General features: G+C 68.6%; 16 protein-coding genes and 1 pseudogene. 16 read left to right on the top strand and 1 reads right to left on the bottom strand.

The annotated features are described in order from the left end of the window. Positions 1-6: 6 nt before the first annotated feature. The 15 genes and pseudogenes from gloB to KZ686_RS13535 all read left to right on the top strand — a co-directional run bounded on the left by gloB (position 7) and on the right by KZ686_RS13535 (position 20,168). Positions 7-807 (top strand): hydroxyacylglutathione hydrolase, encoded by an 801-nt coding sequence (gloB, locus tag KZ686_RS13605; protein ID WP_265632626.1) that lies wholly within the window; start codon positions 7-9, stop codon positions 805-807. A 127-nt stretch (positions 808-934) separates the two neighbouring features. Then, positions 935-2,605 (top strand): transglycosylase SLT domain-containing protein, encoded by a 1,671-nt coding sequence (locus tag KZ686_RS13600; RefSeq protein ID WP_265632625.1) that lies wholly within the window; start codon positions 935-937, stop codon positions 2,603-2,605. 237 nt (positions 2,606-2,842) lie between these two features. Next, positions 2,843-4,735 carry a propionate--CoA ligase gene (locus KZ686_RS13595; RefSeq protein ID WP_149319822.1) on the top strand — a complete coding sequence of 631 codons (1,893 nt, stop codon included), beginning with the start codon at positions 2,843-2,845 and terminating at the stop codon, positions 4,733-4,735. A gap of 271 nt (positions 4,736-5,006) precedes the next feature. Then, on the top strand, positions 5,007-7,376 hold the full coding sequence (locus KZ686_RS13590; RefSeq protein ID WP_150082656.1) for a bifunctional salicylyl-CoA 5-hydroxylase/oxidoreductase: 2,370 nt from the start codon (positions 5,007-5,009) through the stop codon (positions 7,374-7,376). Then, positions 7,373-8,179: an SDR family NAD(P)-dependent oxidoreductase gene (locus KZ686_RS13585; protein ID WP_265632624.1), complete on the top strand. Its 807-nt coding sequence runs from the start codon at positions 7,373-7,375 to the stop codon at positions 8,177-8,179. Before KZ686_RS13590 ends, KZ686_RS13585 begins: the two co-directional genes overlap by 4 nt. A gap of 118 nt (positions 8,180-8,297) precedes the next feature. Further along, complete coding sequence (locus KZ686_RS13580) at positions 8,298-9,149, top strand: enoyl-CoA hydratase family protein (protein WP_226107620.1); 852 nt, start codon at positions 8,298-8,300, stop codon at positions 9,147-9,149. Positions 9,150-9,187: 38 nt separating this feature from the next. Continuing rightward, entirely contained in the window at positions 9,188-10,408 is a 1,221-nt protein-coding gene (locus KZ686_RS13575; protein ID WP_265632623.1) for an acyl-CoA dehydrogenase family protein, read from the top strand. Positions 10,409-10,452: 44 nt separating this feature from the next. After that, the gene (locus tag KZ686_RS13570) at positions 10,453-12,123 is read left to right on the top strand and encodes an AMP-binding protein (RefSeq protein WP_265632622.1); all 1,671 of its coding nucleotides are present in this window, start codon (positions 10,453-10,455) and stop codon (positions 12,121-12,123) included. Continuing rightward, a pseudogene (locus tag KZ686_RS13565) lies at positions 12,120-12,548 on the top strand (acyl-CoA thioesterase); the annotation flags it as partial. The gene KZ686_RS13570 and the pseudogene KZ686_RS13565, both read left to right, overlap by 4 nt. A 273-nt stretch (positions 12,549-12,821) precedes the next feature. Further along, positions 12,822-13,244: a RidA family protein gene (locus KZ686_RS13560; protein WP_149319873.1), complete on the top strand. Its 423-nt coding sequence runs from the start codon at positions 12,822-12,824 to the stop codon at positions 13,242-13,244. A 351-nt stretch (positions 13,245-13,595) separates the two neighbouring features. Then, complete coding sequence (gene carA, locus KZ686_RS13555; protein ID WP_064576072.1) at positions 13,596-14,732, top strand: glutamine-hydrolyzing carbamoyl-phosphate synthase small subunit; 1,137 nt, start codon at positions 13,596-13,598, stop codon at positions 14,730-14,732. An 82-nt stretch (positions 14,733-14,814) separates the two neighbouring features. Then, positions 14,815-15,531 carry a leucine efflux protein LeuE gene (gene leuE / locus KZ686_RS13550; protein ID WP_265632620.1) on the top strand — a complete coding sequence of 239 codons (717 nt, stop codon included), beginning with the start codon at positions 14,815-14,817 and terminating at the stop codon, positions 15,529-15,531. Between the two features lie 67 nt (positions 15,532-15,598). Next, on the top strand, positions 15,599-18,847 hold the full coding sequence (gene carB, locus KZ686_RS13545) for a carbamoyl-phosphate synthase large subunit (protein ID WP_149319830.1): 3,249 nt from the start codon (positions 15,599-15,601) through the stop codon (positions 18,845-18,847). Positions 18,848-19,150: 303 nt separating this feature from the next. Further along, complete coding sequence (gene greA / locus KZ686_RS13540) at positions 19,151-19,627, top strand: transcription elongation factor GreA (protein WP_149319831.1); 477 nt, start codon at positions 19,151-19,153, stop codon at positions 19,625-19,627. 67 nt (positions 19,628-19,694) lie between these two features. Next, the gene (locus KZ686_RS13535) at positions 19,695-20,168 is read left to right on the top strand and encodes a DUF4149 domain-containing protein (RefSeq protein ID WP_149319874.1); all 474 of its coding nucleotides are present in this window, start codon (positions 19,695-19,697) and stop codon (positions 20,166-20,168) included. A gap of 67 nt (positions 20,169-20,235) precedes the next feature. Here KZ686_RS13535 and KZ686_RS13530 read toward each other — a convergent pair whose 3' ends face one another. After that, positions 20,236-20,736, bottom strand: a complete 501-nt coding sequence (locus KZ686_RS13530; RefSeq protein ID WP_149319832.1) for a YhbY family RNA-binding protein — start codon at positions 20,734-20,736, stop codon at positions 20,236-20,238. Between the two features lie 148 nt (positions 20,737-20,884). Between KZ686_RS13530 and KZ686_RS13525 the strand changes: the two genes are divergently transcribed. Then, the gene (locus KZ686_RS13525; RefSeq protein ID WP_149319833.1) at positions 20,885-21,550 is read left to right on the top strand and encodes an RlmE family RNA methyltransferase; all 666 of its coding nucleotides are present in this window, start codon (positions 20,885-20,887) and stop codon (positions 21,548-21,550) included. Positions 21,551-21,627: the final 77 nt, after the last annotated feature.

Below are 21,627 nucleotides of genomic sequence, written 5' to 3'. Positions count from 1 at the left end.
GCACGCATGTTGAGGGTGGAGCCGATCCCCGCTTTCCAGGATAACTATATCTGGGCGATCGACGACGGTCATGCCGCCGCCGTGGTCGATCCCGGCGAGGCCGCGCCGGTGCTGGCCTATCTGGCGCGGGCGGGGCTGGTCCTGGGCGCCATTGTAATCACCCACCACCACGGCGATCACCAGGGCGGGGTGGCGGACCTGCTGGCGGCCTGGCCGGCGGGACCCGACGGCGAGCCTGTGCCGGTGATCGGACCCGCCGCCGAGCGCATCGGCCATCGTACCCGCGCGGTGCGCGAGGGCGACGAGGTCGAGCTGAAGGCGCCGGCGCTGCGGCTGCGGGTGCTCGAGGTGCCCGGCCATACCGCGGGACATATCGCCTACACCGGCGAGCTGCCCGGCATCGGCCCGGTGGTGTTCTGCGGGGACACGATGTTCGCCAGCGGCTGCGGGCGGCTGTTCGAGGGGACGCCGGCGCAGATGCTGGCGTCGCTGGACAAGCTGGCCGCGCTGCCCGACGCGACCCGCGTCTATTGCGCTCACGAGTATACGCGCAGCAATGTCCGCTTCGCCCGCGCGGTGGAGCCGGACAACGCCGCGCTGGCCGCCTGGGAGGCGCGCGTCGAGGCGCTGCGCGCCGCCGGCGAGCCGACCGTGCCGACCACCGTCGGCCACGAGCGCGCGGTCAATCCCTTCCTGCGCTCGCGCGAGCCCGCCGTGCGCCGGGCACTGGCCGGGCAGGGCGCGCAGGCGGGCGACGATGCCGCGGCGTTCGGCGCGCTGCGGGCCTGGAAGGACGGCTTTCGCTGACCGACATCCCGCCCATCCATCCGCGCCACCGCTGAGCGCCCCCGCGGAATGCGGAAAATCCGATTGACGCACGAGCCGCTTTGTCTTTAGCATCAGCCAATTTTTAGCGTCACGATCCGAGAAATTGATGAGAATTGGTCGATACCTGGCGGCCGTAGCCTGTGCGGCGCTGCTGGCGGCATGTGCCAGCACGCCCGTCCCGCCTGATGAAGCCGGCACGGCCGGCTCGCCGACCGCCCTGGCCTCCGCCACCAAGCCCAAATCCGGCCTTCCCCCCACCGATCCGCTCAATTCGATCCACCTGCCGCCGACCATCGCGCGCGATACCGCGCCGATCAACGTCGACGAGGACAGGATCGACTGGACGCTGGGCCAGTCGCAGGACATCTGGGTGCGCATCCGTCGCGGCTTTTCGATGCCGGACCTGGAAGGCACGCTGGTCGAGGACCGCACGCAGTGGTATGCGGCGCGGCCCGACTATATGGAGCGGATGATCGCGCGGTCGAGCAAATACCTGTACCACATCGTCGCCGAGCTCGAACGCCGCAACATGCCGACCGAGCTGGCGCTGCTGCCGTTCGTCGAGAGCGCGTTCAATCCGGAGGCGGTGTCGAGCGCGAAGGCGGCGGGCATGTGGCAGTTCATTCCGAGTACCGGCAAGAGCTACAACCTGAAGCAGAACATGTTCCGCGACGAGCGCCGCGACGTGCTCGCCTCGACCGAAGCGGCGCTGGACTACCTGAGCCGGCTGCACGACATGTTCGGCGACTGGCATCTGGCGCTGGCGGCGTACAACTGGGGCGAGGGCGCGGTGTCGCGGGCGATCGCGCGCAACGAGGCGCGCGGGCTGCCGACCGACTACGCCAGCCTGACGATGCCCAACGAGACGCGCTACTACGTGCCGAAGCTGCAGGCGGTCAAGAACATCGTCAGCAATCCGGCCTCGTATGGCGTCACGCTGCCGCCGATTCCGGACCACCCGTACTTCGTCACGGTAACCACTTCGCGCGACATCGACGTGACGCTGGCCGCCAAGCTGGCCAACATGCCGCTGGAGGAATTCCGCGCGCTCAATCCGTCGTTCAACAAGCCGGTGATCCTGGGCGCGTCGAACCCGCAGATCCTGCTGCCGTTCGAGAACGCCGAGCGCTTCCAGTACAACCTGAACACCTATCGCGGCGGCCTGTCGAGCTGGACCGCGGTGACGGTGGACGGCCGCGAGCGCGTCGAATCGCTGGCGGCGCGGCTGAACGTCGATCCGGACACGCTGCGCGAGATCAACCGGATTCCGAAGGGGATGCGGCTCAAGCCCGGCTCGACCGTGATGATCCCCCGCTCCGGACGCCATACCCAGGACATCAGCGCCACGCTGGCGGAGAACGCGATCCTGGCGATGGAGCCGGACCTGCCCGAAGCGCGCCGGCTGGTGGTGCGCGCCGGCAAGCGCGATACGGTGGCCTCGGTGGCGCGCCGCTATGGCGTGTCGGTCAGCCAGGTGCGCGCCTGGAACAAGCTGTCCGGCTCCAAGCTGGTGGCCGGGCAGAGCCTGGTGCTCAACGTGCCGGTCAAGCGCGCGCGGGCCATCGCCGAGCGCGACGACGAGGTACGGGTGATCCGCGTGTCGGGCAAGGGCAGCCGCGTGAGCGCCCGCCAGCGGGTGGTGGTCGAACCGCACGGCAAGGCGGTGCGGGCGTCGTCCAGGGCGTCCGCCAAGGCCAGCGCCAAGGCGTCCGGCAGCCGCGCCAGCGCCAAGGCCAGCGCCGCACCGAAGGCCAAGGCGAAGGGCAGGGCGCGCTGAGGCGCGGCACCGCAGCAGGCACCGGCGCAGTCGACAGCGGCGCCGAAGACACGGGAAAGGGCATGCCGAGGGGCGTGCCCTTTTTCTTTGGTGACCCAAGCCGTCCGCATCAGCCGGATCAGTCGGACCAGCCGGCCCCGCGCGTGACCTTGTGGACATTGCGGATGGCGAAGCCGGTGCCGGTGGTGGCAAACTGGCGGTCCAACGATAACCGCCGCCCCAGCGGAGGAGACAGCAATGACCACCACCCGCGCCGTGCACGCGCGCTCCCTCGTCGATCCCGACGCCTTCTGGGCCGAACAGGCCCGCCGCATCGACTGGCAGACCCCCTGCGAACAGGTACTCGACTACAGCCGGCCGCCGTTTGCGCGCTGGTTCGTCGGCGGCCGCACCAATCTCTGCCATAACGCGGTAGACCGGCACCTGGCCAAGCGCGCCGAGCAGCCGGCACTGGTCCATGTCTCCACCGAAACCGACCAGCGCCGCAGCTACAGCTATCGCGAGCTGCACGCCGAGGTCAACCGCATGGCGGCGGTGCTGCTGGCGCTGGGGGTGCGCCAGGGCGACCGCGTGCTGATCTACATGCCGATGATCCCCGAGGCGGTGTTCGCGATGCTGGCCTGCACGCGCATCGGCGCGGTGCACTCGGTGGTGTTCGGCGGCTTTGCCTCGGTCAGCCTGGCGGCCCGCATCGACGACGCGCGGCCGCGCGTGGTGGTCAGCGCCGACGCCGGCTCGCGCGGCGGCAAGGTCGTGCCCTACAAGCCGCTGCTCGACGAGGCGCTGCGCTTGGCGCAGAACCCGCCCGAGAAGGTGCTGCTGGTCGACCGCGGGCTCGCGCCGATGGAGCGCACCCCTGGCCGCGACGAGGACTACCTGGCCTGGCGCGAGCGCGTCGGCGGGACGCAGGTGCCGTGCGAATGGCTGGAGTCGAGCGCGCCGTCGTACATCCTCTACACGTCGGGTACCACCGGCAAGCCCAAGGGCGTGCAGCGCGATACCGGCGGCTATGCCGTCGCGCTGGCCACGTCGATGGAATACATCTTCTGCGGCAAGCCCGGCGACACGATGTTTTGCACCTCGGACATCGGCTGGGTCGTCGGCCACAGCTATATCGTCTACGGCCCGCTGCTGGCCGGCATGACGACGGTGCTGTACGAGGGCACGCCGGTGCGGCCTGATGCCGGCATCCTGTGGCAGCTGGTCGAGCAGTATCGCGTCAACGTGATGTTCAGCGCGCCGACCGCGATCCGCGTGCTGAAGAAGCAGGACCCGGCCTGGCTGACCCGCTACGACCTGTCGAGCCTGCGCATGCTGTTCCTGGCAGGCGAGCCGCTGGACGAGCCGACCGCGAGCTGGATCCAGTCGGCCATCGGCAAGCCGGTGGTCGACAACTACTGGCAGACCGAGACCGGCTGGCCGATCATCGCCCTGCAGCACGGCATCGAGGCGCTGCCCGCCAAGCTGGGTTCGCCGGGGCTGCCGGTGTACGGCTACGACGTGCGCATCGTGGACGAGCAGACCGGCGCCGAATGCGCGCCGGGGCAGAAGGGCGTGGTGGCGATCGAGGGGCCGCTGCCGCCGGGCTGCATGAGCACGGTCTGGGGCGACGACGAGCGTTTCGTCAAGACCTACTGGTCCGGCTTTCCCGATCGCCAGCGCTACTCGACCTTCGACTGGGGCGTGCGCGACGAGGACGGCTACCTGTTCATCCTCGGGCGCACCGACGACGTGCTGAACGTCGCCGGCCACCGACTGGGGACGCGCGAGATCGAGGAAAGCATCGCCTCGCATCCGGCGGTGGCCGAGGTCGCCGTGGTGGGCATCGCCGATCCGCTGAAGGGGCAGGTTGCGCTGGCCGTCTGCATCCTGCGCGATGCGGGACGCGCCGCCACGCCGCAGGACCGCATGGCGCTCGAAGGCGAGATCATGCAGACCGTGGACCGGCAACTCGGCGCGGTCGCGCGGCCGTCTCGCGTGGTGTTCGTCGGCGCCTTGCCGAAGACGCGCTCCGGCAAGCTGCTGCGCCGCGCGATCCAGGCGGTGGCGGAAGGGCGCGATCCCGGCGACCTGACGACCATCGAGGACCCGTCCGCGTTGGCGCAGTTCCGGGAGGCGCTGCAGGGCTGAGCGCCCGCCGGCGAGCGGCGCCCACGGCCATGCCGGTGGTGCCGCTTGCCAAGCGGTCATCCTCGCCCTATTATTTTAGATATAAAATATTTAGGGCTGTATTGATTGCGGCACAGGCGGCACAGGATGACGGCGCCGCGCCGGCACATCCACGGCGGCAGAGGTGATCAGCCGCGACCGGTGGCCATCCATGGCGGTCAGGGGCGAACGGTCGCGATCCGTGGCGAACGGTGGCGAGCGGTAGCGACCCGGCGCCGCGAGGAGACGACAGATGCGAGTACTGTGTATTGGCGGCGGACCGGCCGGCCTCTACTTCGGCCTGCTGATGAAGCGGCAGGATCCGCGCCACGAGGTGGTGGTGGTCGAGCGCAACCGGCCCTACGACACCTTCGGCTGGGGCGTGGTGTTCTCGGACGCCACCATGGACAACCTGCGCGAGGCCGACCCTGAGAGCGCGCGCGAGATCGACGCGGCCTTCAATCACTGGGACGACATCGACATCCACTTCCGCGGCCGCACGATGCGCTCCAGCGGGCACGGCTTCATCGGCATCGGCCGCAAGCGCCTGCTGAACATCCTGCAGGCGCGCTGCGAGGCGCTGGGCGTGGAACTGGTGTTCGAGACCGACGTGCAGGACGACCAGGCGCTGGCCGAGACATACCGCGCCGACCTGGTGATCGCCTCGGACGGCGTCAACAGCCGCGTGCGCACCCGCTACGCCGGGACCTTCGCGCCGGACATCGATACGCGCCAGTGCCGCTTCGTCTGGCTCGGCACCAAAAAGCGCTTCGACGCCTTTACCTTCGCCTTCGAACAGACCGAGCACGGCTGGTTCCAGGCGCACGCCTACCGCTTCGACGACGATACGTCGACCTTTATCGTCGAGACGCCGGAACGCGTCTGGCGCGCCGCCGGCATCGAGCAGATGGACCAGCAGCAGGGCATCGCCTACTGCGAGCGGCTGTTCGCAAAATATCTCGATGGCCAGCCCTTGATCAGCAACGCCACCCACCTGCGCGGCTCGGCCAACTGGATCCGCTTCAACCGCGTGATCTGCAACACCTGGGTCCACTGGAACACGCTGGCCGGCGGCCGCCGCGTGCCGGTGGTGCTGATGGGCGATGCCGCCCACACCGCGCATTTCTCGATCGGCTCGGGCACCAAGCTGGCGCTCGAGGATGCGATCGATCTGGCCAGCAATCTGCGCGGCATGACGGAGCCCGGTCCGGACGCGCTCGACGAGGCGCTGCGCCGCTACGAGGCCACCCGCAGCGTCGAGGTGCTGAAGATCCAGAACGCCGCGCGCAATTCCACCGAATGGTTCGAGCACGTCGAGCGTTATGCGGGCCTGGCGCCCGAGCAGTTCGCCTATTCGCTGCTGACGCGCTCGCAGCGCATCTCGCACGAGAACCTGCGGCTGCGCGATCGCACCTATGTCGAGGACTACGAGCGCTGGCTGGCGCGGCAGGCCGGCGTGCCCGAGGAAAGCCTGCGCGCGCATGACGGTGCGCTGCCGCCGATGTTCACGCCTTACCGCGTGCGCGGCCTGACGCTGAAGAACCGCGTGGTGGTGTCGCCGATGGCGATGTATTGCTGCGTCGACGGCGTGCCCGGCGACTTCCATCTGGTGCATCTGGGCGCGCGCGCCCAGGGCGGCGCCGGCCTGGTGATGGCCGAGATGACCTGCGTCTCGCCCGATGCGCGCATCACGCCGGGATGCCCGGGTTTGTGGAACGACGTGCAGCGCGACGCCTGGCGGCGCATCGTCGAGTTCGTGCATGCAGGCACGGGGCTCGCCGGCGGCGCGCGCATCGGCATGCAGCTCGGCCATGCCGGCCGCAAGGGGTCGACGCAGCTGGGCTGGCAGGCGATGGACCATCCGCTGCCCGAGGGCAACTGGCCGCTGGTCTCGGCCTCGCCGCTGCCCTACCTGCCCGGCATCTCGCAGGTGCCGCGCGCGATGACGCGCGAGGACATGGACCGCGTGCGCGACGATTTCGTTGCCGCGGCGCGGCGCGCGGCGGAGGCGGGCTTCGACTGGCTGGAGCTGCATTGCGCGCACGGCTATCTGCTGTCGTCGTTCATCTCGCCGCTGACCAACCGGCGTGAAGACGAGTACGGCGGATCGCTGGCCAACCGGCTGCGCTATCCGCTCGAGGTGTTCGCCGCGGTGCGCGAGGTATGGCCGTCGCAGCGGCCGATGTCGGTCCGCATTTCCGCGCACGACTGGGTCGAGGGCGGCATCACGCCCGACGACGCGGTCGAGATCGCGCGGGCCTTCAAGGCGGCCGGCGCGGACCTGATCGACTGCTCGTCGGGCCAGGTCAGCCCCGAACAAACGCCGGTCTATGGGCGCATGTACCAGACGCCGTTCGCGGACCGCATCCGCAACGAGGCGGGCATTCCGACGATCGCCGTGGGCGCGATCTCCGAGGCGGATCACGTCGACAGCATCATCGCCGCGGGCCGCGCCGACCTGTGCGCGATCGCCAGGCCGCATCTGGCCGATCCCGCCTGGACGCTGCATCAGGCCGCGCAGCTGGGCTATCGCCCGGTCGACTGGCCGGTGCAGTACCAGGCCGGCAAGCGGCAGCTGGAGACCAACCTCGAACGCGCCGCGGCGCTGGCGGGGGCGCGATGAGCGGCGATCGTTCGTCCTTGCCGCTGCACGGGCGGCACGCGCTGGTCACCGGCGGCGCGCGCGGCATCGGAGCGTCGATTGCCGGTCGGCTGCTGGCCGACGGCGCCAGCGTGACACTGCTGGGCCGCGACGGCGATGCGCTGGCGCGCGCGGTGGAGAGGCTTGGGCAGGACCATCCCGGTGCACGGCTGCATCGAGTCCAGGCGGACGTCGCCGATGCCGACAGCGTGGCGCGGGCGTTCGACGCGGCCGCCCGGGCGCTGGGTCCGATCGGCCTGCTGGTCAACAACGCCGGCCAGGCGCACAGCGCGCCGTTCGCAAAAACCGACGTGGCGCTGTGGCGCCGCATGCTGGACGTGAACCTGACCGGTACCTTCCTGTGCACGCAGGCCGCGCTGCCGGCAATGCGGGACGCGGGCTGGGGCCGCGTGGTCAATGTCGCGAGCACGGCCGCGCTGACCGGCTATGCCTATGTGACGGCCTACTGCGCCGCCAAGCACGGCGTGCTGGGGCTGACGCGCGCGCTGGCGCTCGAGCTGGCGCGCAGCGGCGTCACGGTCAATGCGGTCTGTCCCGGCTATACCGATACCGACATCGTGCGCGAGGCAGTGGCCAATATCGTGAGCAAGACCGGCCGCACGGAAGAGCAGGCGCGCGCCGAACTGGCCGGCCGCAATCCGCAGCGTCGGCTGGTGGATCCCGATGAAGTGGCCGACGCGGTGGCGTGGCTGTGCCGGCCGTCCGCGAGCGCGATCACGGGCCAGGCCATCGCGGTGGCCGGCGGCGAGGTAATGGCGGGGTGAACCGGCTTTCCGCGGCGGCGAGCGACGAACCCAAGCACCGGGACCTCGGCAGCGATACATCGACACACACCGACACACCGACTCACCGACACATCGACACATCGACGAGAGAACGCAGATGAACGAGATCGCACTGGACATGCGCCACCACAAGCGCGGCTTCGCGGACTTCGCGCCGCGCCACTTCCTGTGGTCGGTATCCGATGACGGCAAGGTCGGCACCGTGACGCTGAACCGCCCCGAGCGCAAGAACCCGCTGACCTTCGACGCCTACGCGGAACTGCGCGATCTGTTCCGCGCGCTGGTCTATGCGAACGACATCAAGGCGGTGGTGGTGCAGGGCGCAGGCGGCAATTTCTGCTCGGGCGGCGACGTGCACGAGATCATCGGCCCGCTGACGAAGATGGCGATGCCCGAGCTGCTGGATTTCACGCGCATGACCGGCGACCTCGTCAAGGCGATGCGGGCGTGTCCGCAACCGATCATCGCGGCGGTCGACGGCGTCTGCGCTGGCGCGGGCGCGATGATCGCGCTGGCCTCGGACATGCGGCTGGCGACCGAATCGGCGCGTACCGCCTTCCTGTTCGTGCGCGTGGGCCTGGCCGGTGCCGACATGGGCGCCTGCACGCTGCTGCCGCGCATGATCGGCCAGGGACGCGCCAGCGAGCTGCTGTACACGGGCCGCGCGATGAGCGCGCAGGAAGGGCTGCAGTGGGGCTTCTTCAATGCGCTGCACGCGCCGGAACGCCTGCGCGACGAGGCCGCCGCGCTGGCCGCGCAACTGGCCGCGGGCCCGACCTTCGCGCATGGCGTCACCAAGAAGCTGCTGCACCAGGAATGGAACATGGGGCTGGACGAGGCGATCGAGGCCGAGGCGCAGGCCCAGGCGATCTGCATGCAGACCGGCGACTTCCGCCGCGCCTACGAGGCATTCGTCGCCAAGGCGAAGCCCGTGTTCGAAGGCAACTGAGTGAAGGTGACTCAGTGAAGGCAACCGAGGGAACTGACATGACCGGCTGGCAAGACGATCTGGCGCTGCCTTTCTTCGACGACGCGCACCGCACGCTGGCGCGCGAGCTGGACGCCTGGTGCGCGCGCTCGTTGTCCGCGCAGCCGCATGCGCCCGGCGCCGATGTCGACGCGGACTGCCGCGCGCTCGTGCGCCAGCTCGGCGAAGCCGGCTGGCTGCGCTACTGCGTGCCGCGCGCCCATGGCGGGGCGCTCGACCAGCTCGATTCGCGCGCGCTGTGCCTGCTGCGCGAGACGCTGGCGCGCCATGACGGGCTGGCCGACTTCGCTTTCGCGATGCAGGGCCTGGGCTCGGGCGCGATCACGCTGGCGGGCGACGAGACGCTGCGCCAGCGCTATCTGCCGCGCGTGGCGCGCGGCGAGGCGATCGCGGCCTTCGCGCTGTCCGAACCGGAGGCCGGTTCCGACGTCGCCGCGATGCAGTGCAGCGCGACGCTGGACGGCGACCACTACGTGCTCGACGGCACCAAGACGTGGATCTCGAACGGCGGCATCGCCGATTTCTACTGCGTGTTCGCGCGCACCGGCGAGGCACCCGGCGCGCGCGGCATCACGGCCTTCGTCGTCGATGCCGATACGCCGGGCCTGCGGATCGCCGAGCGCATCGACGTGATGGCGCCGCATCCGTTGGCCACGCTGCGTTTCGAGGGCTGCCGCGTGCCGGTCTCGCAGCGGCTGGGCGAGCCGGGGCAGGGCTTCAAGCTGGCAATGATGACGCTGGACATCTTCCGCGCCTCGGTCGCGGCCGCCGCGCTTGGCTTCGGCCGCGCGGCGCTCGATGAAGCGATCGCGCGGGCCACCGCGCGCCCGATGTTCGGCGGCAAGCTGGCCGACCTGCAGCTGACGCAGGCCGCGCTCGGCGAGATGGCGACCGCGCTCGACGCGGCCGCGCTGCTGACCTGGCGTGCGGCGTGGCTGCGCGATACCGGCGCGGGCCGCAGTCAGGGCGGCACCCAAGGCGGCGCTCCGGTCCGCACGACCCGCGAGGCCGCGATGGCCAAGATGACCGCGACCGAGAACGCGCAGATGGTGATCGATCGCGCGGTGCAGCTGTTCGGCGGACTTGGCGTGCGCATCGGCAGCCGGGTCGAGAGCCTGTACCGTGAGATCCGCTCGCTGCGCATCTACGAGGGCGCCACCGAAGTGCAGAAGCTGATCGTCGCGCGCGAAACGCTGGCCGCGCGGCAACCGCGGTCCTGACCGCGCGCTCCACAGAACGAGCGCCGCCCATCAAGGAGACAGCCATGGCGAGCACAGCCCACATCGATACCTTCGCCCAGGACCGCCTGCCGCCGCGCGAGGCCTGGCCGCAGTTCCTGTTCAACGACGACACGCGCTATCCCGAGCGGTTCAACGCGGCGGTGGAACTGGTCGATCGCCATGTGCGCGAGGGCCGCGGCGAACGGATCGCGATCCGCTATCCCGATGCCGGCAGCGCCGGCGGGTTCGCCACCGTCAGCTATGCCGAGCTGGCCGCGCTGACCAACCGCATCGCGCGCGTGCTGACCGAGGACATGGGACTGGTGCCCGGCAACCGCATCCTGCTGCGTGGGCCCAACAACCTGATGATGGCCGCGAGCCTGCTGGCGACGCTGAAGGCCGGCCTGATCGCGGTGCCGACGATGCCGCTGCTGCGCGCGCGCGAACTGAAGCAGGTGATCGATCGCGCCGAGGTGGGCGCCGCGCTGTGCGATGCGCGGCTGCGCGACGAGCTGGACGCGAACATGCGCGAGGGCGGCGAGTTCCACTGTCCGACGATGCGGCAGGTGCTGTGCTTCAACGGCAGCGGGCCGGGCTCGCTCGAGGCGGCGCTGGAAGGCAAGCCCGACGATTTCGCCGGCTGCGATACCGCCAGCGACGACATCTGCCTGATCGCCTTTACCAGTGGCACCACCGGCCAGCCCAAGGGCACCGTGCATTTCCATCGCGACGTGCTGGCGATGTGCGACCTGTTCCCGCGCCATGTGCTTAAACCCACGGCCGACGACGTGTTCTGTGGCACGCCGCCGCTGGCCTTCACCTTCGGCCTGGGCGGGCTGCTGTGCTTCCCGCTGCGGGCCGGCGCCTCGACGGTGCTGGCCGAGAAGCTGACGCCGGAGACGCTGCTGGCGCTGATCCAGGACGCGCGCGCGACCATCGTCTTCACCGCGCCGACCTTCTATCGCCAGATGGCCGCGGCGGCGGGGCGCTACGACCTGTCGAGCCTGAAGAAAAGCGTGTCGGCCGGCGAGGCGCTGCCCGACGCCACGCGCCAGAGCTGGAAGGCGGCGACCGGCATCGAGATGATCGACGGCATCGGCGGCACCGAGATGATGCACATCTTCATCTCCAGCGCCGGCGACGAGGTGCGCCCGGGGGCGATCGGCAAGGTGGTGCCCGGCTATGTCGCGCGCATCGTCGACGAGAACATGCAGACGCTGCCGCCCGGCGTGCCCGGCAAGCTGGCGGTGCAGGGGCCGACCGGCTGCCGCTATCTGGACGATCCGCGCCAGGCCAACTACGTACGCGACGGCTGGAACCTGCCCGGCGATACCTTCGTGATGGACGCCGACGGCTACTACTTCTACCAGGCGCGTTCGGACGACATGATTGTCTCCGCCGGCTACAACATCGCCGGTCCCGAGGTCGAGGCCGCGCTGATGCAGCACGAAGCGGTGGCCGAGTGCGGCGTGGTCGGCGCGCCCGATGACGGGCGCGGCCAGGTGGTGGCCGCCTATGTAGTGCTGCGACCCGGCTTCCACGGCGACGATGCGATGCGCGTCACGCTGCAGGAGCACGTCAAGCGGCAGATCGCGCCGTACAAGTATCCGCGCCGCATCCACTTCGTCGACGCGCTGCCGCGCACCGAGACCGGCAAGCTGCAGCGTTTCCGGCTGCGGCAGATGGCCGAGCAGAACGGGACGCCGGCGTCATGACGGCAGCCGCGAGCTTTCGCAACACGGTGCGGGTGCGCTTCAAGGACTGCGACGCCGCCGGCATCGTGTTCTTTCCGCGCTATTTCGAGATGCTGAACGATCTGGTCGAAGACTGGTTTCGCGAGGCGCTCGACTGGCCGTTCGAGCGCATGCACGGCGCCGACCATGCCGGCGTGCCGACCGCGGACCTGCAGTGCCGCTTCGTCGCGCCGAGCCGGATGGGCGAGGTGCTGACGCGCGAGCTGGCGGTGACGCGGCTGGGCAGTTCCAGCTGCACGCTGCGGGTGCGTTTTCTCGGCGCGGAACCCGAAGGGCGGGCGGACCTGCGCGTCGAATTCAGTCAGCGCCTGGTCTGCGTCGATACGGCCCGCATGGCGCCGCGGCCCTTTCCCGCGCCGGTGCGCGAGGCGATGGCCCGCTTCGTCGACGAAGCGGCCGAAGCCGCATCGGCCACAGCGACCGCAACGGGCAGCTCGGCCAAATCGGCCACATCGGCTACATCGGCCACATCGGCCGCTTCGACCACAGCGCGCAGTTCGGCCGCAGAGGGCACCTCCGCCGCTTCGGCCATCTCGGCCTCTACTTCATCGAATTCCTGACGAGTCCAAGCTATGAACGATATCGTGGCGCCTGCCGCCAAATCCTCAACCAGTGCGAACACCGCGAAGACCGCCACCGCCGCCGAGCGGGGCGAGCCGATGGCCGTGCTGCAGCCCCCGGGCTGGGCCGCGCCGCGCGGCTATGCCAACGGCATCCTGACCGAATTCCAGGCCGGCAGCCGGCTGATCTTCGTCGGCGGCCAGATCGGCTGGAACGGCCAGTGCGAATTCGAAAGCGACGACTTCGCCGAGCAGACGGCCCAGGCGCTGCGCAATGTGGTCGCGATCCTGGAGCAGGGCGGCGCGCGGCCCGAGCATATCGCCCGAATGACCTGGTATGTGAAGGACAAGGCGGAATATGTCGCCGCCTATCCCGCCATCGGCAAACACTATCGCCAGATCATCGGGCGCCACTTTCCGGCCATGACCGCGGTCGAGGTCGCGGACCTGATCGAACCGCGCGCCCGGGTCGAGATCGAAGTGACAGCCGTGGTGCCGCCGACCGTGCCCGCGACAGCGTGATACTGGCGCTCGCATCACGTAACCGGGGGAGGGAAATCCCTCCCCCGGCATACGCAAGTCCTTGAAAACTTGAGAAATTGGCCGGCGTGAGGTAGAATCCGAAAGTTTCGCTTTCAGAACCCTTCACCCTAGCGCCAACCGCATTCCACCTTCCGCCGCCCTGACCGCTGCCCTGCGGATTCGCCCCGGAGCGCCGTGCCGATCGCCGTCGACACCTTCGCCGCCCCCACGCCGAATCCCGCGCAGCCGGCCCGACAGCCCCGGCTCGCCGCCGGTGCGCTCGCCGTCAGATTCGGGGCACGAGGCGTCGAGAGAGGTCGGTCACGGGGTGAATCCAGCAGGAGCCTACCCGTGTTACCGTCTTTTCCGCCCGCCATCCTTGCGCTAGCAGACGGCACGGTCTTTCGTGGCTATTCCATCGGCGCATCCGGCCATACCATCGGCGAAGTGGTGTTCAACACCGCGCTGACCGGTTACCAGGAAATCCTCACCGACCCGAGCTATTCGCGGCAGATCGTTACGCTGACGTATCCGCATATCGGCAATGTCGGCGTCAATTCCGAGGATGTCGAAGCCACCAAAGTCCATGCCGCCGGCCTGATCATCAAGGATCTGCCGCTGCTCGCCTCGAACTTCCGCAAGCAGCACACGCTGCCGCACTACCTGAAGCAGGAGAAGGTGCCCGCCATTGCCGGCATCGACACCCGCAAGCTGACCCGCATCCTGCGCGAGAAGGGTGCGCAGAACGGCTGCATCCTGGCCGGCGAGGACAACGCGCAGAAGGCCATCGACCTGGCGCGCTCGTTCCCGGGCCTGGCCGGCATGGACCTGGCCAAGGTCGTGTCGGTCAAGGAGCCGTACGAGTGGAACCAGACCGAGTGGGCGCTGGAACGAGGCTACGGCAAGCTGGAGAACCCGCGTTTCCACGTGGTCGCGTTCGACTACGGCGTCAAGTTCAACATCCTGCGGATGCTGGCCCAGCGCGGCTGCCGCATCACGGTGCTGCCGGCCCAGTCGACCGCCGCCGACGCGCTGGCCTACAAGCCGGACGGCATCTTCCTGGCCAATGGCCCGGGCGATCCCGAGCCGTGCGACTACGCGATCCGCGCCACGCAGGAATTCCTGCAGCGCGGCATCCCGACCTTCGGCATCTGCCTGGGCCACCAGATCATGGGCCTGGCCGTCGGTGCGAAGACCGTCAAGATGCCGACCGGCCACCACGGCGCCAACCATCCGGTCAAGGACCTGGATGACGGCCGCGTGGTGATCACCTCGCAGAACCACGGCTTTGCGGTCGACGCCGCGACGCTGCCGGCCAACGCGCGCGTGACCCACGTCTCGCTGTTCGACGGCACGCTGCAGGGCTTCGCGCTGAACGACAAGCCGGCCTTCTGCTTCCAGGGGCACCCGGAAGCGTCGCCCGGCCCGCACGACGTGGCCTATCTGTTCGACCGCTTCACGAAGCTGATGGAGGAGGCCCGCCAGTAAGGCGGACCTCGACATCAAGACCGGACGAGACGCGGACGAGACGCTGACAAGACGCGGACGAGACGACGACAGGATCGCGACCATGAACGCCCTGATGCACGCCACCTTCGGCATTACCGATTTCTGGACCTACCTGCTGGGCACGATCTTCATCGTGCTGCTGCCGGGGCCGAATTCGATGTACGTGCTGTCGGTCGCCGCGCAGCGGGGCGTGCGCGCCGGCTATCGCGGCGCCTGCGGCGTGTTCCTCGGCGACGCCATCCTGATGGTGCTGTCGGCGGCCGGCGTGGCCTCGCTGCTCAAGGCCAGCCCCGGGCTGTTCTACGTGATCAAGTACATCGGCGCCGCCTATCTGGCGTGGATCGGCTTCCAGATGCTGCGCGGCGCGCTGCGCAGCTGGACCGGCCACGGCAAGGGCGCGCAAGCCGCGGCGGCGGAGCAGTGCGAGGCTGCGGGGCAGGGCGAGGGCCAGGGACCGGTGCAGGCCACCGACCCGACCAACCCCTTCCGCAAGGCGCTGCTGATCAGCCTGCTGAACCCCAAGGCCATCCTGTTCTTCGTCTCGTTCTTCATCCAGTTCGTCGATCCGCAGTTCGCCTATCCGGTGCTGTCGTTCGCCGCGCTGGGGCTGGTCTGCCAGGTCTGCAGCTTCGCCTACCTGACCGCCATCATCTTCGTCGGCGCGAAGCTGGCCGAGGCCTTCCGCCGCCGGCGCAGGCTGTCGGCCGGCATGGCGAGCGGCGTGGGCGCGATGTTTATCGGCTTCGGCGCCAAGCTGGCGACGGCCACCCTGAACTGAATATTGATATCCGGCGCGGTGCGCCTGCTCCCAGCGAGCGCGGACCGGCCGACAAAGAGAGCGTGCAATGCCAAAACGCACAGACATCCAGAGCATCCTGATCATCGGCGCGGGCCCCATCATCATCGGCCAGGCCTGCGAGTTCGACTATTCCGGCGCGCAGGCGTGCAAGGCGCTGCGCGAGGAAGGCTTCAAGGTCATCCTGGTCAATTCGAACCCGGCGACCATCATGACCGACCCGAACACCGCCGATGTGACCTACATCGAGCCCATCACGTGGGAAGTGGTCGAGCGCATCATCGCCAAGGAGCGTCCCGATGCGATCCTGCCGACCATGGGCGGCCAGACCGCGCTGAACTGCGCGCTGGATCTGCACCGCCACGGCGTGCTCGACAAGTACAAGGTCGAGCTGATCGGCGCCTCGCCCGAGGCGATCGACAAGGCCGAGGACCGCCAGAAGTTCAAGGACGCGATGACCAGGATCGGTCTTGGTTCGGCCAAGTCCGGCATCGCCCACTCGATGGAAGAGGCGCTGGCCGTGCAGTCGCAGATCGCGCGCGAGACCAACACCAGCGGCTATCCGATCGTGATCCGCCCCTCCTTCACCTTGGGCGGCACCGGCGGCGGCATCGCCTACAACCGCGAGGAATTCGAGGAGATCTGCAAGCGCGGCCTGGACCTGTCGCCGACGCGCGAGCTGCTGATCGAGGAATCGCTGCTGGGTTGGAAAGAGTATGAGATGGAAGTGGTCCGCGACAAGAAGGACAACTGCATCATCGTCTGCTCGATCGAGAACCTGGACCCGATGGGTATCCACACCGGCGACTCGATCACCGTCGCCCCGGCGCAGACCCTGACCGACAAGGAATACCAGCTGCTGCGCAACGCCTCGCTGGCGGTGCTGCGCGAGATCGGCGTCGATACCGGCGGCTCCAACGTGCAGTTCTCGATCAATCCAAAGGATGGCCGGATGATCGTGATCGAGATGAACCCGCGTGTGTCGCGTTCGTCCGCGCTGGCCTCGAAGGCCACCGGCTTCCCGATCGCCAAGGTCGCCGCCAAGCTGGCGGTCGGCTACACGCTGGACGAGCTGAAGAACGAGATCACCGGCGGCCAGACCCCGGCATCGTTCGAGCCGTCGATCGACTACGTGGTCACCAAGGTGCCGCGCTTCGCCTTCGAGAAATTCCCGCAGGCCGACAGCCACCTGACCACGCAGATGAAGTCGGTGGGCGAGGTGATGGCGATGGGCCGCACCTTCCAGGAATCGTTCCAGAAGGCGCTGCGCGGCCTCGAGGTCGGCGTCGACGGGCTGGACGAGAAGTCGACCGACCGCGACGAGATCGTCGAGGAGATCGGCGAGGCGGGCCCGGACCGGATCTGGTACGTCGGCGATGCGTTCCGCCTGGGCATGTCGCTCGAGGAGGTGTACGCCGAGACCGATATCGACCCGTGGTTCCTCGCCCAGATCGAGGACATCGTCAAGACCGAGGCCCAGGTCAAGGCCCGCACGCTGGACAGCCTGTCGGCCGCCGAGCTGCGCTACCTGAAGCAGAAGGGCTTCTCCGACCGGCGCCTGGCCAAGCTGATGAAGACCGACGCCAAGGCCGTGCGCCAGGCGCGCCTGGCCAGCAACGTGCGCCCGGTCTACAAGCGCGTCGACACCTGCGCGGCGGAATTCGCCACCAACACCGCCTACATGTACTCGACCTACGAGGCCGAGCACGGCGAGTGCGAGGCCAACCCGACCGACAAGCGCAAGATCATGGTGCTGGGCGGCGGCCCGAACCGGATCGGCCAGGGCATCGAGTTCGACTACTGCTGCGTGCACGCGGCGCTCGCGCTGCGCGAGGATGGCTACGAGACCATCATGGTCAACTGCAACCCGGAGACCGTGTCGACCGACTACGACACCTCCGACCGCCTGTACTTCGAGCCGCTGACGCTCGAGGACGTGCTGGAGATCGTCGACAAGGAAAAGCCGGTCGGCGTGATCGTGCAGTACGGCGGCCAGACCCCGCTGAAGCTGGCGCTGGATCTGGAGGCCAACGGCGTGCCCATCATCGGCACGAGCCCCGACATGATCGACGCGGCCGAGGATCGCGAGCGCTTCCAGAAGCTGCTGCAGGAACTCGGCCTGCGCCAGCCGCCGAACCGTACCGCACGCGCCGAGGACGAGGCGCTGAAGCTGGCCGAGGAAATCGGCTACCCGCTGGTGGTGCGCCCCTCGTACGTGCTGGGCGGCCGCGCGATGGAGATCGTCCATGAGCCGCGCGACCTCGAGCGCTACATGCGCGAGGCGGTCAAGGTGTCGAACGACTCGCCGGTGCTGCTCGATCGCTTCCTCAACGATGCGATCGAGTGCGACGTCGATGCGCTGTGCGATGGCAAGCGCGTCTTCATCGGCGGCGTGATGGAGCATATCGAGCAGGCGGGCGTCCACTCGGGCGATTCGGCGTGCTCGCTGCCGCCGTACTCGCTGTCGCAGGCGACCGTCGACGAACTGAAGCGCCAGACCGCCGCGATGGCCAAGGCGCTGAACGTGGTCGGCCTGATGAACGTCCAGTTCGCGATCCAGCAGAAGGACGGTCAGGACATCGTCTACGTGCTCGAAGTGAACCCGCGCGCCTCGCGCACGGTGCCGTACGTGTCGAAGGCCACCGGCCTGTCGCTGGCCAAGATCGCCGCGCGCTGCATGGCCGGCCAGTCGCTGGACGAGCAGGGCATTGGCGACGAGGTGGTGCCGCCGTACTACAGCGTCAAGGAAGCGGTGTTCCCCTTCAACAAGTTCCCTGGCGTCGATCCGGTGCTCGGACCCGAGATGCGTTCGACCGGCGAGGTGATGGGCGTGGGCAAGACCTTCGGCGAGGCCCTGTTCAAGAGCCAGCTGGCGGCCGGTTCGCGCCTGCCGGAACGCGGCACCGTGCTGCTGACCGTCAAGGACAGCGACAAGCCGCACGCGGTCAGCGTCGCCCGCATGCTGCACGACATGGGCTACCCGCTGGTGGCGACCCGCGGCACCGCGTCCGCGATCGAGGCGGCCGGCATTCCGGTGCGCGTGGTCAACAAGGTCAAGGACGGCCGTCCGCATATCGTCGACATGCTGAAGAACGGCGAGCTGGCGCTGGTGTTCACCACGGTCGACGAGACCCGCACCGCGATCGCCGATTCGCGCTCGATCCGGATCTCGGCGCTGGCCAACCGCGTGCCGTACTACACGACCATTGCCGGTGCCCGCGCCGCGGTCGAGGGCCTGAAGCAGATGCAGAATCTGGAGGTCTACGACCTGCAGGGCCTGCACGCTTCGCTGGCCTGATCACGGTCCCGGCCGAGCCCAGGTTCAGCTGACGGGACCGGATGCGCCGGACCCCTGCGTCCGCCGGTGTTGATGCCGGCGGACGTCTTGTCCTAAACTAACGGGAATTTCGGCGGCCTGCCGGCCGAAAAAGAAGCAATACGAAGCAATATCCGGTATTGCAACGGTATCGCAACGCATTACCGAATATTCCCTGGTAGTCACCAACGAACCTAAAAGCCGCGGTTGAGCGGAGGTGTGCCGGCAAAACCGCTGCGTACATCGCCCGCTGCGCTGCGGCTCATTTTTTTGCCTGACGAAGACATGAGCACCATTCCGATTACCAAGCGCGGCGCAGAACTCCTGAAAGCGGAGCTGCAACGCCTGAAGGCCGTCGAACGTCCCGCGGTGATCAATGCCATCGCCGAGGCGCGCGCGCAGGGCGATCTGTCGGAAAACGCGGAATACGACGCAGCCAAGGAAAAGCAGGCCTTTATCGAGGGCCGCATCCAGGAAGTGGAGGCCAAGCTGTCGGCCGCGCAGATCATCGATCCCACCCAGCTCGACACCGATGGCCGTATCGTGTTCGGCGCCACCGTCGACCTGGAAGACCTGGAGTCGGGCAAGTCGGTCCGCTATCAGATCGTCGGCGAGGACGAAGCCGATCTCGACAGCGGCAAGATCTCCGTCAGCTCGCCGATCGCGCGGGCGCTGATCGGCAAGTTCGAGGGCGATGTCGCAACCGTGCTGGCCCCCGGGGGCGAGCGCGAGTACGAAGTCATCACCGTCCGCTACATCTGAGGCGGCGCGCGCCGTGGTCTCGCCGTCCTCCCCGCTGCCGGGCCCGGCGTCCGCCGGCCAGCCGCTGCTGCCCCACCGGCTGTTCCTGCTGCTGACGGTGATCTGGGCCGGCAGCCTCTGGACGATCGGCTATCTGGTCGCTCCCACGCTGTTTGCCGTGCTGCCGAGCCGCGAAATGGCCGGCATGCTGGCGGGGCAGCTGTTCCGCACCGAGGCCGTGCTCGGCGTGGTGATCGGCGTGCTGCAGCTGGTGCTGTGCAACGTGATGATCCGGCGCGGCGCCACGCGCTACCGGGCGCTGCGCTGGCTGGTGCTCGGCATGCTGTGCTGCGTGCTGATTGGGTATTTCGGGCTGCAGCCCTTCATGGAGAGCCTGCGGCACAAGGCGCAGGCGATGGGGCTCGGCGTGTCCGAGTCGCCGTTCCGCGCGCGCTTCGGCATGCTGCACGGCATCTCGAGCGCCTTCTATCTGCTGCAGAGCGTGCTGGCGCTGGTGCTGGTCTGGCGTCTCGCCGGCCGGCGCACCGTGGCGGAGGACTGAAGGGACTTCCCCGCTGGGCGGTTTTTTTGCCCCTCTCCGCTTGCGGGAGAGGGGTGCACGGCACCGATCAGCCCAGCGACTTCTTTTTCTGGCTGGCCTGGCGGCTGCGGGCGCGCTTGACGTTGCCGCCGGCGGTCACGCGCTCGTTGCCGAGCACGCGCACCTCGTTGCGGGTCGGGCGGCCGCCCGGCTTGGCGGCGGGCTTGCGAACCGTGACGGTGCGCGGTGCCGCGCCGCGGCGAGCCGGCGCCATGCGGCCGAGGTCCTGCGGCTGGTTCTCCTTGAGCCGCGCGGGGCCGGGACGCCAGACCACCAGCAGCTTGCCGATGTGCTGGATCGGGGCGGCGCCGAGTTCATCGCAAATGGCTTCGTAGATGGCGATGCGGGTGTCGCGCTCGTCGCCGAACACGCGGATCTTGATCAGGTCGTGGGCCGCAAGGCTGCGGTCGATCTCGGCCAGGACGGCACGGGTCAGCCCCTCGGCGCCGATCATCACGACCGGGTTCAGGCCGTGGGCACGGGAGCGGAGTTCGGAGCGCTGGGCGGGATTCAATTGAAGGGCAGGCATAGTCAGGCAGGAATAGGGGCGACGCCGGTAAAGGCGGATGCGAAGTCGGCTGGAAATGCGGCCGGTAGGGCCTCTTACGTCGCAAGGGCGTCGCAACGGCGCGTATTATCCGTCAAACCGTCACGGTCTGGCGGCGAAATCACGAGAAATGGCCAAGAACAAGTTCAGGCAGTCGTGGCTGCACGACCATATCAACGATCCCTACGTCAAGCTGGCGCAGCGCGAGGGCTATCGCGCGCGCGCGGCCTACAAGCTCAAGGAGATCGACGAGCAGGACAAGCTGATCCAGCCGGGGCAGGTCATCGTCGACCTGGGCGCGGCGCCGGGCAGCTGGAGCCAGTATGTGCGCAACAAGCTGGCGGCCTCGCCCCGGGCGCGGGAAGGGCATATCGACGGGGCGGTGGTCGCGATCGACCTGCTGCCGATGGAGCCGGTCGCCGACGTGACCTTCATCCAGGGCGACTTCCGCGAGGAGGCGGTGTTCCGCCAGCTCGAGCAGATCGTGCTGGAGGCCTCCGGCGGCAACAAGATCGACCTTGTTTTGTCCGATATGGCCCCCAATTTGTCCGGTGTGGCCTCGGCCGATGCGGCGCGCATCGAATATCTGTGCGACCTGGCGCTCGAATTCGCCCAGGCCCATCTGAAACCCGATGGCGCGTTGCTGGTAAAGTGCTTCCACGGCAGCGGCTACAGCCAGATCGTCGAAAAGTTCAAGCGCCAGTTCAAGGTGGTCGCCAAGCGCAAGCCGAAGGCCTCGCGGGACAAGTCCTCCGAAACCTTCATTCTGGGGCGCCACCTGAAGTCGCCGGGCTGAAGTCGCCCGGCTGCGTGGCGGAAGCCGCCGGACCGCCCGGCACGGGGGCCGGGCACTGCCCATGGACCCGAAGCCGG

The sequence above is a fragment of the Cupriavidus cauae genome, from assembly GCF_026210475.1.
GTDB classification, from domain to species: domain Bacteria; phylum Pseudomonadota; class Gammaproteobacteria; order Burkholderiales; family Burkholderiaceae; genus Cupriavidus; species Cupriavidus cauae.
The sequence above is the reverse complement of the archived record's forward strand: the minus strand, read 5'-3'. Positions and strand labels throughout refer to the sequence as shown.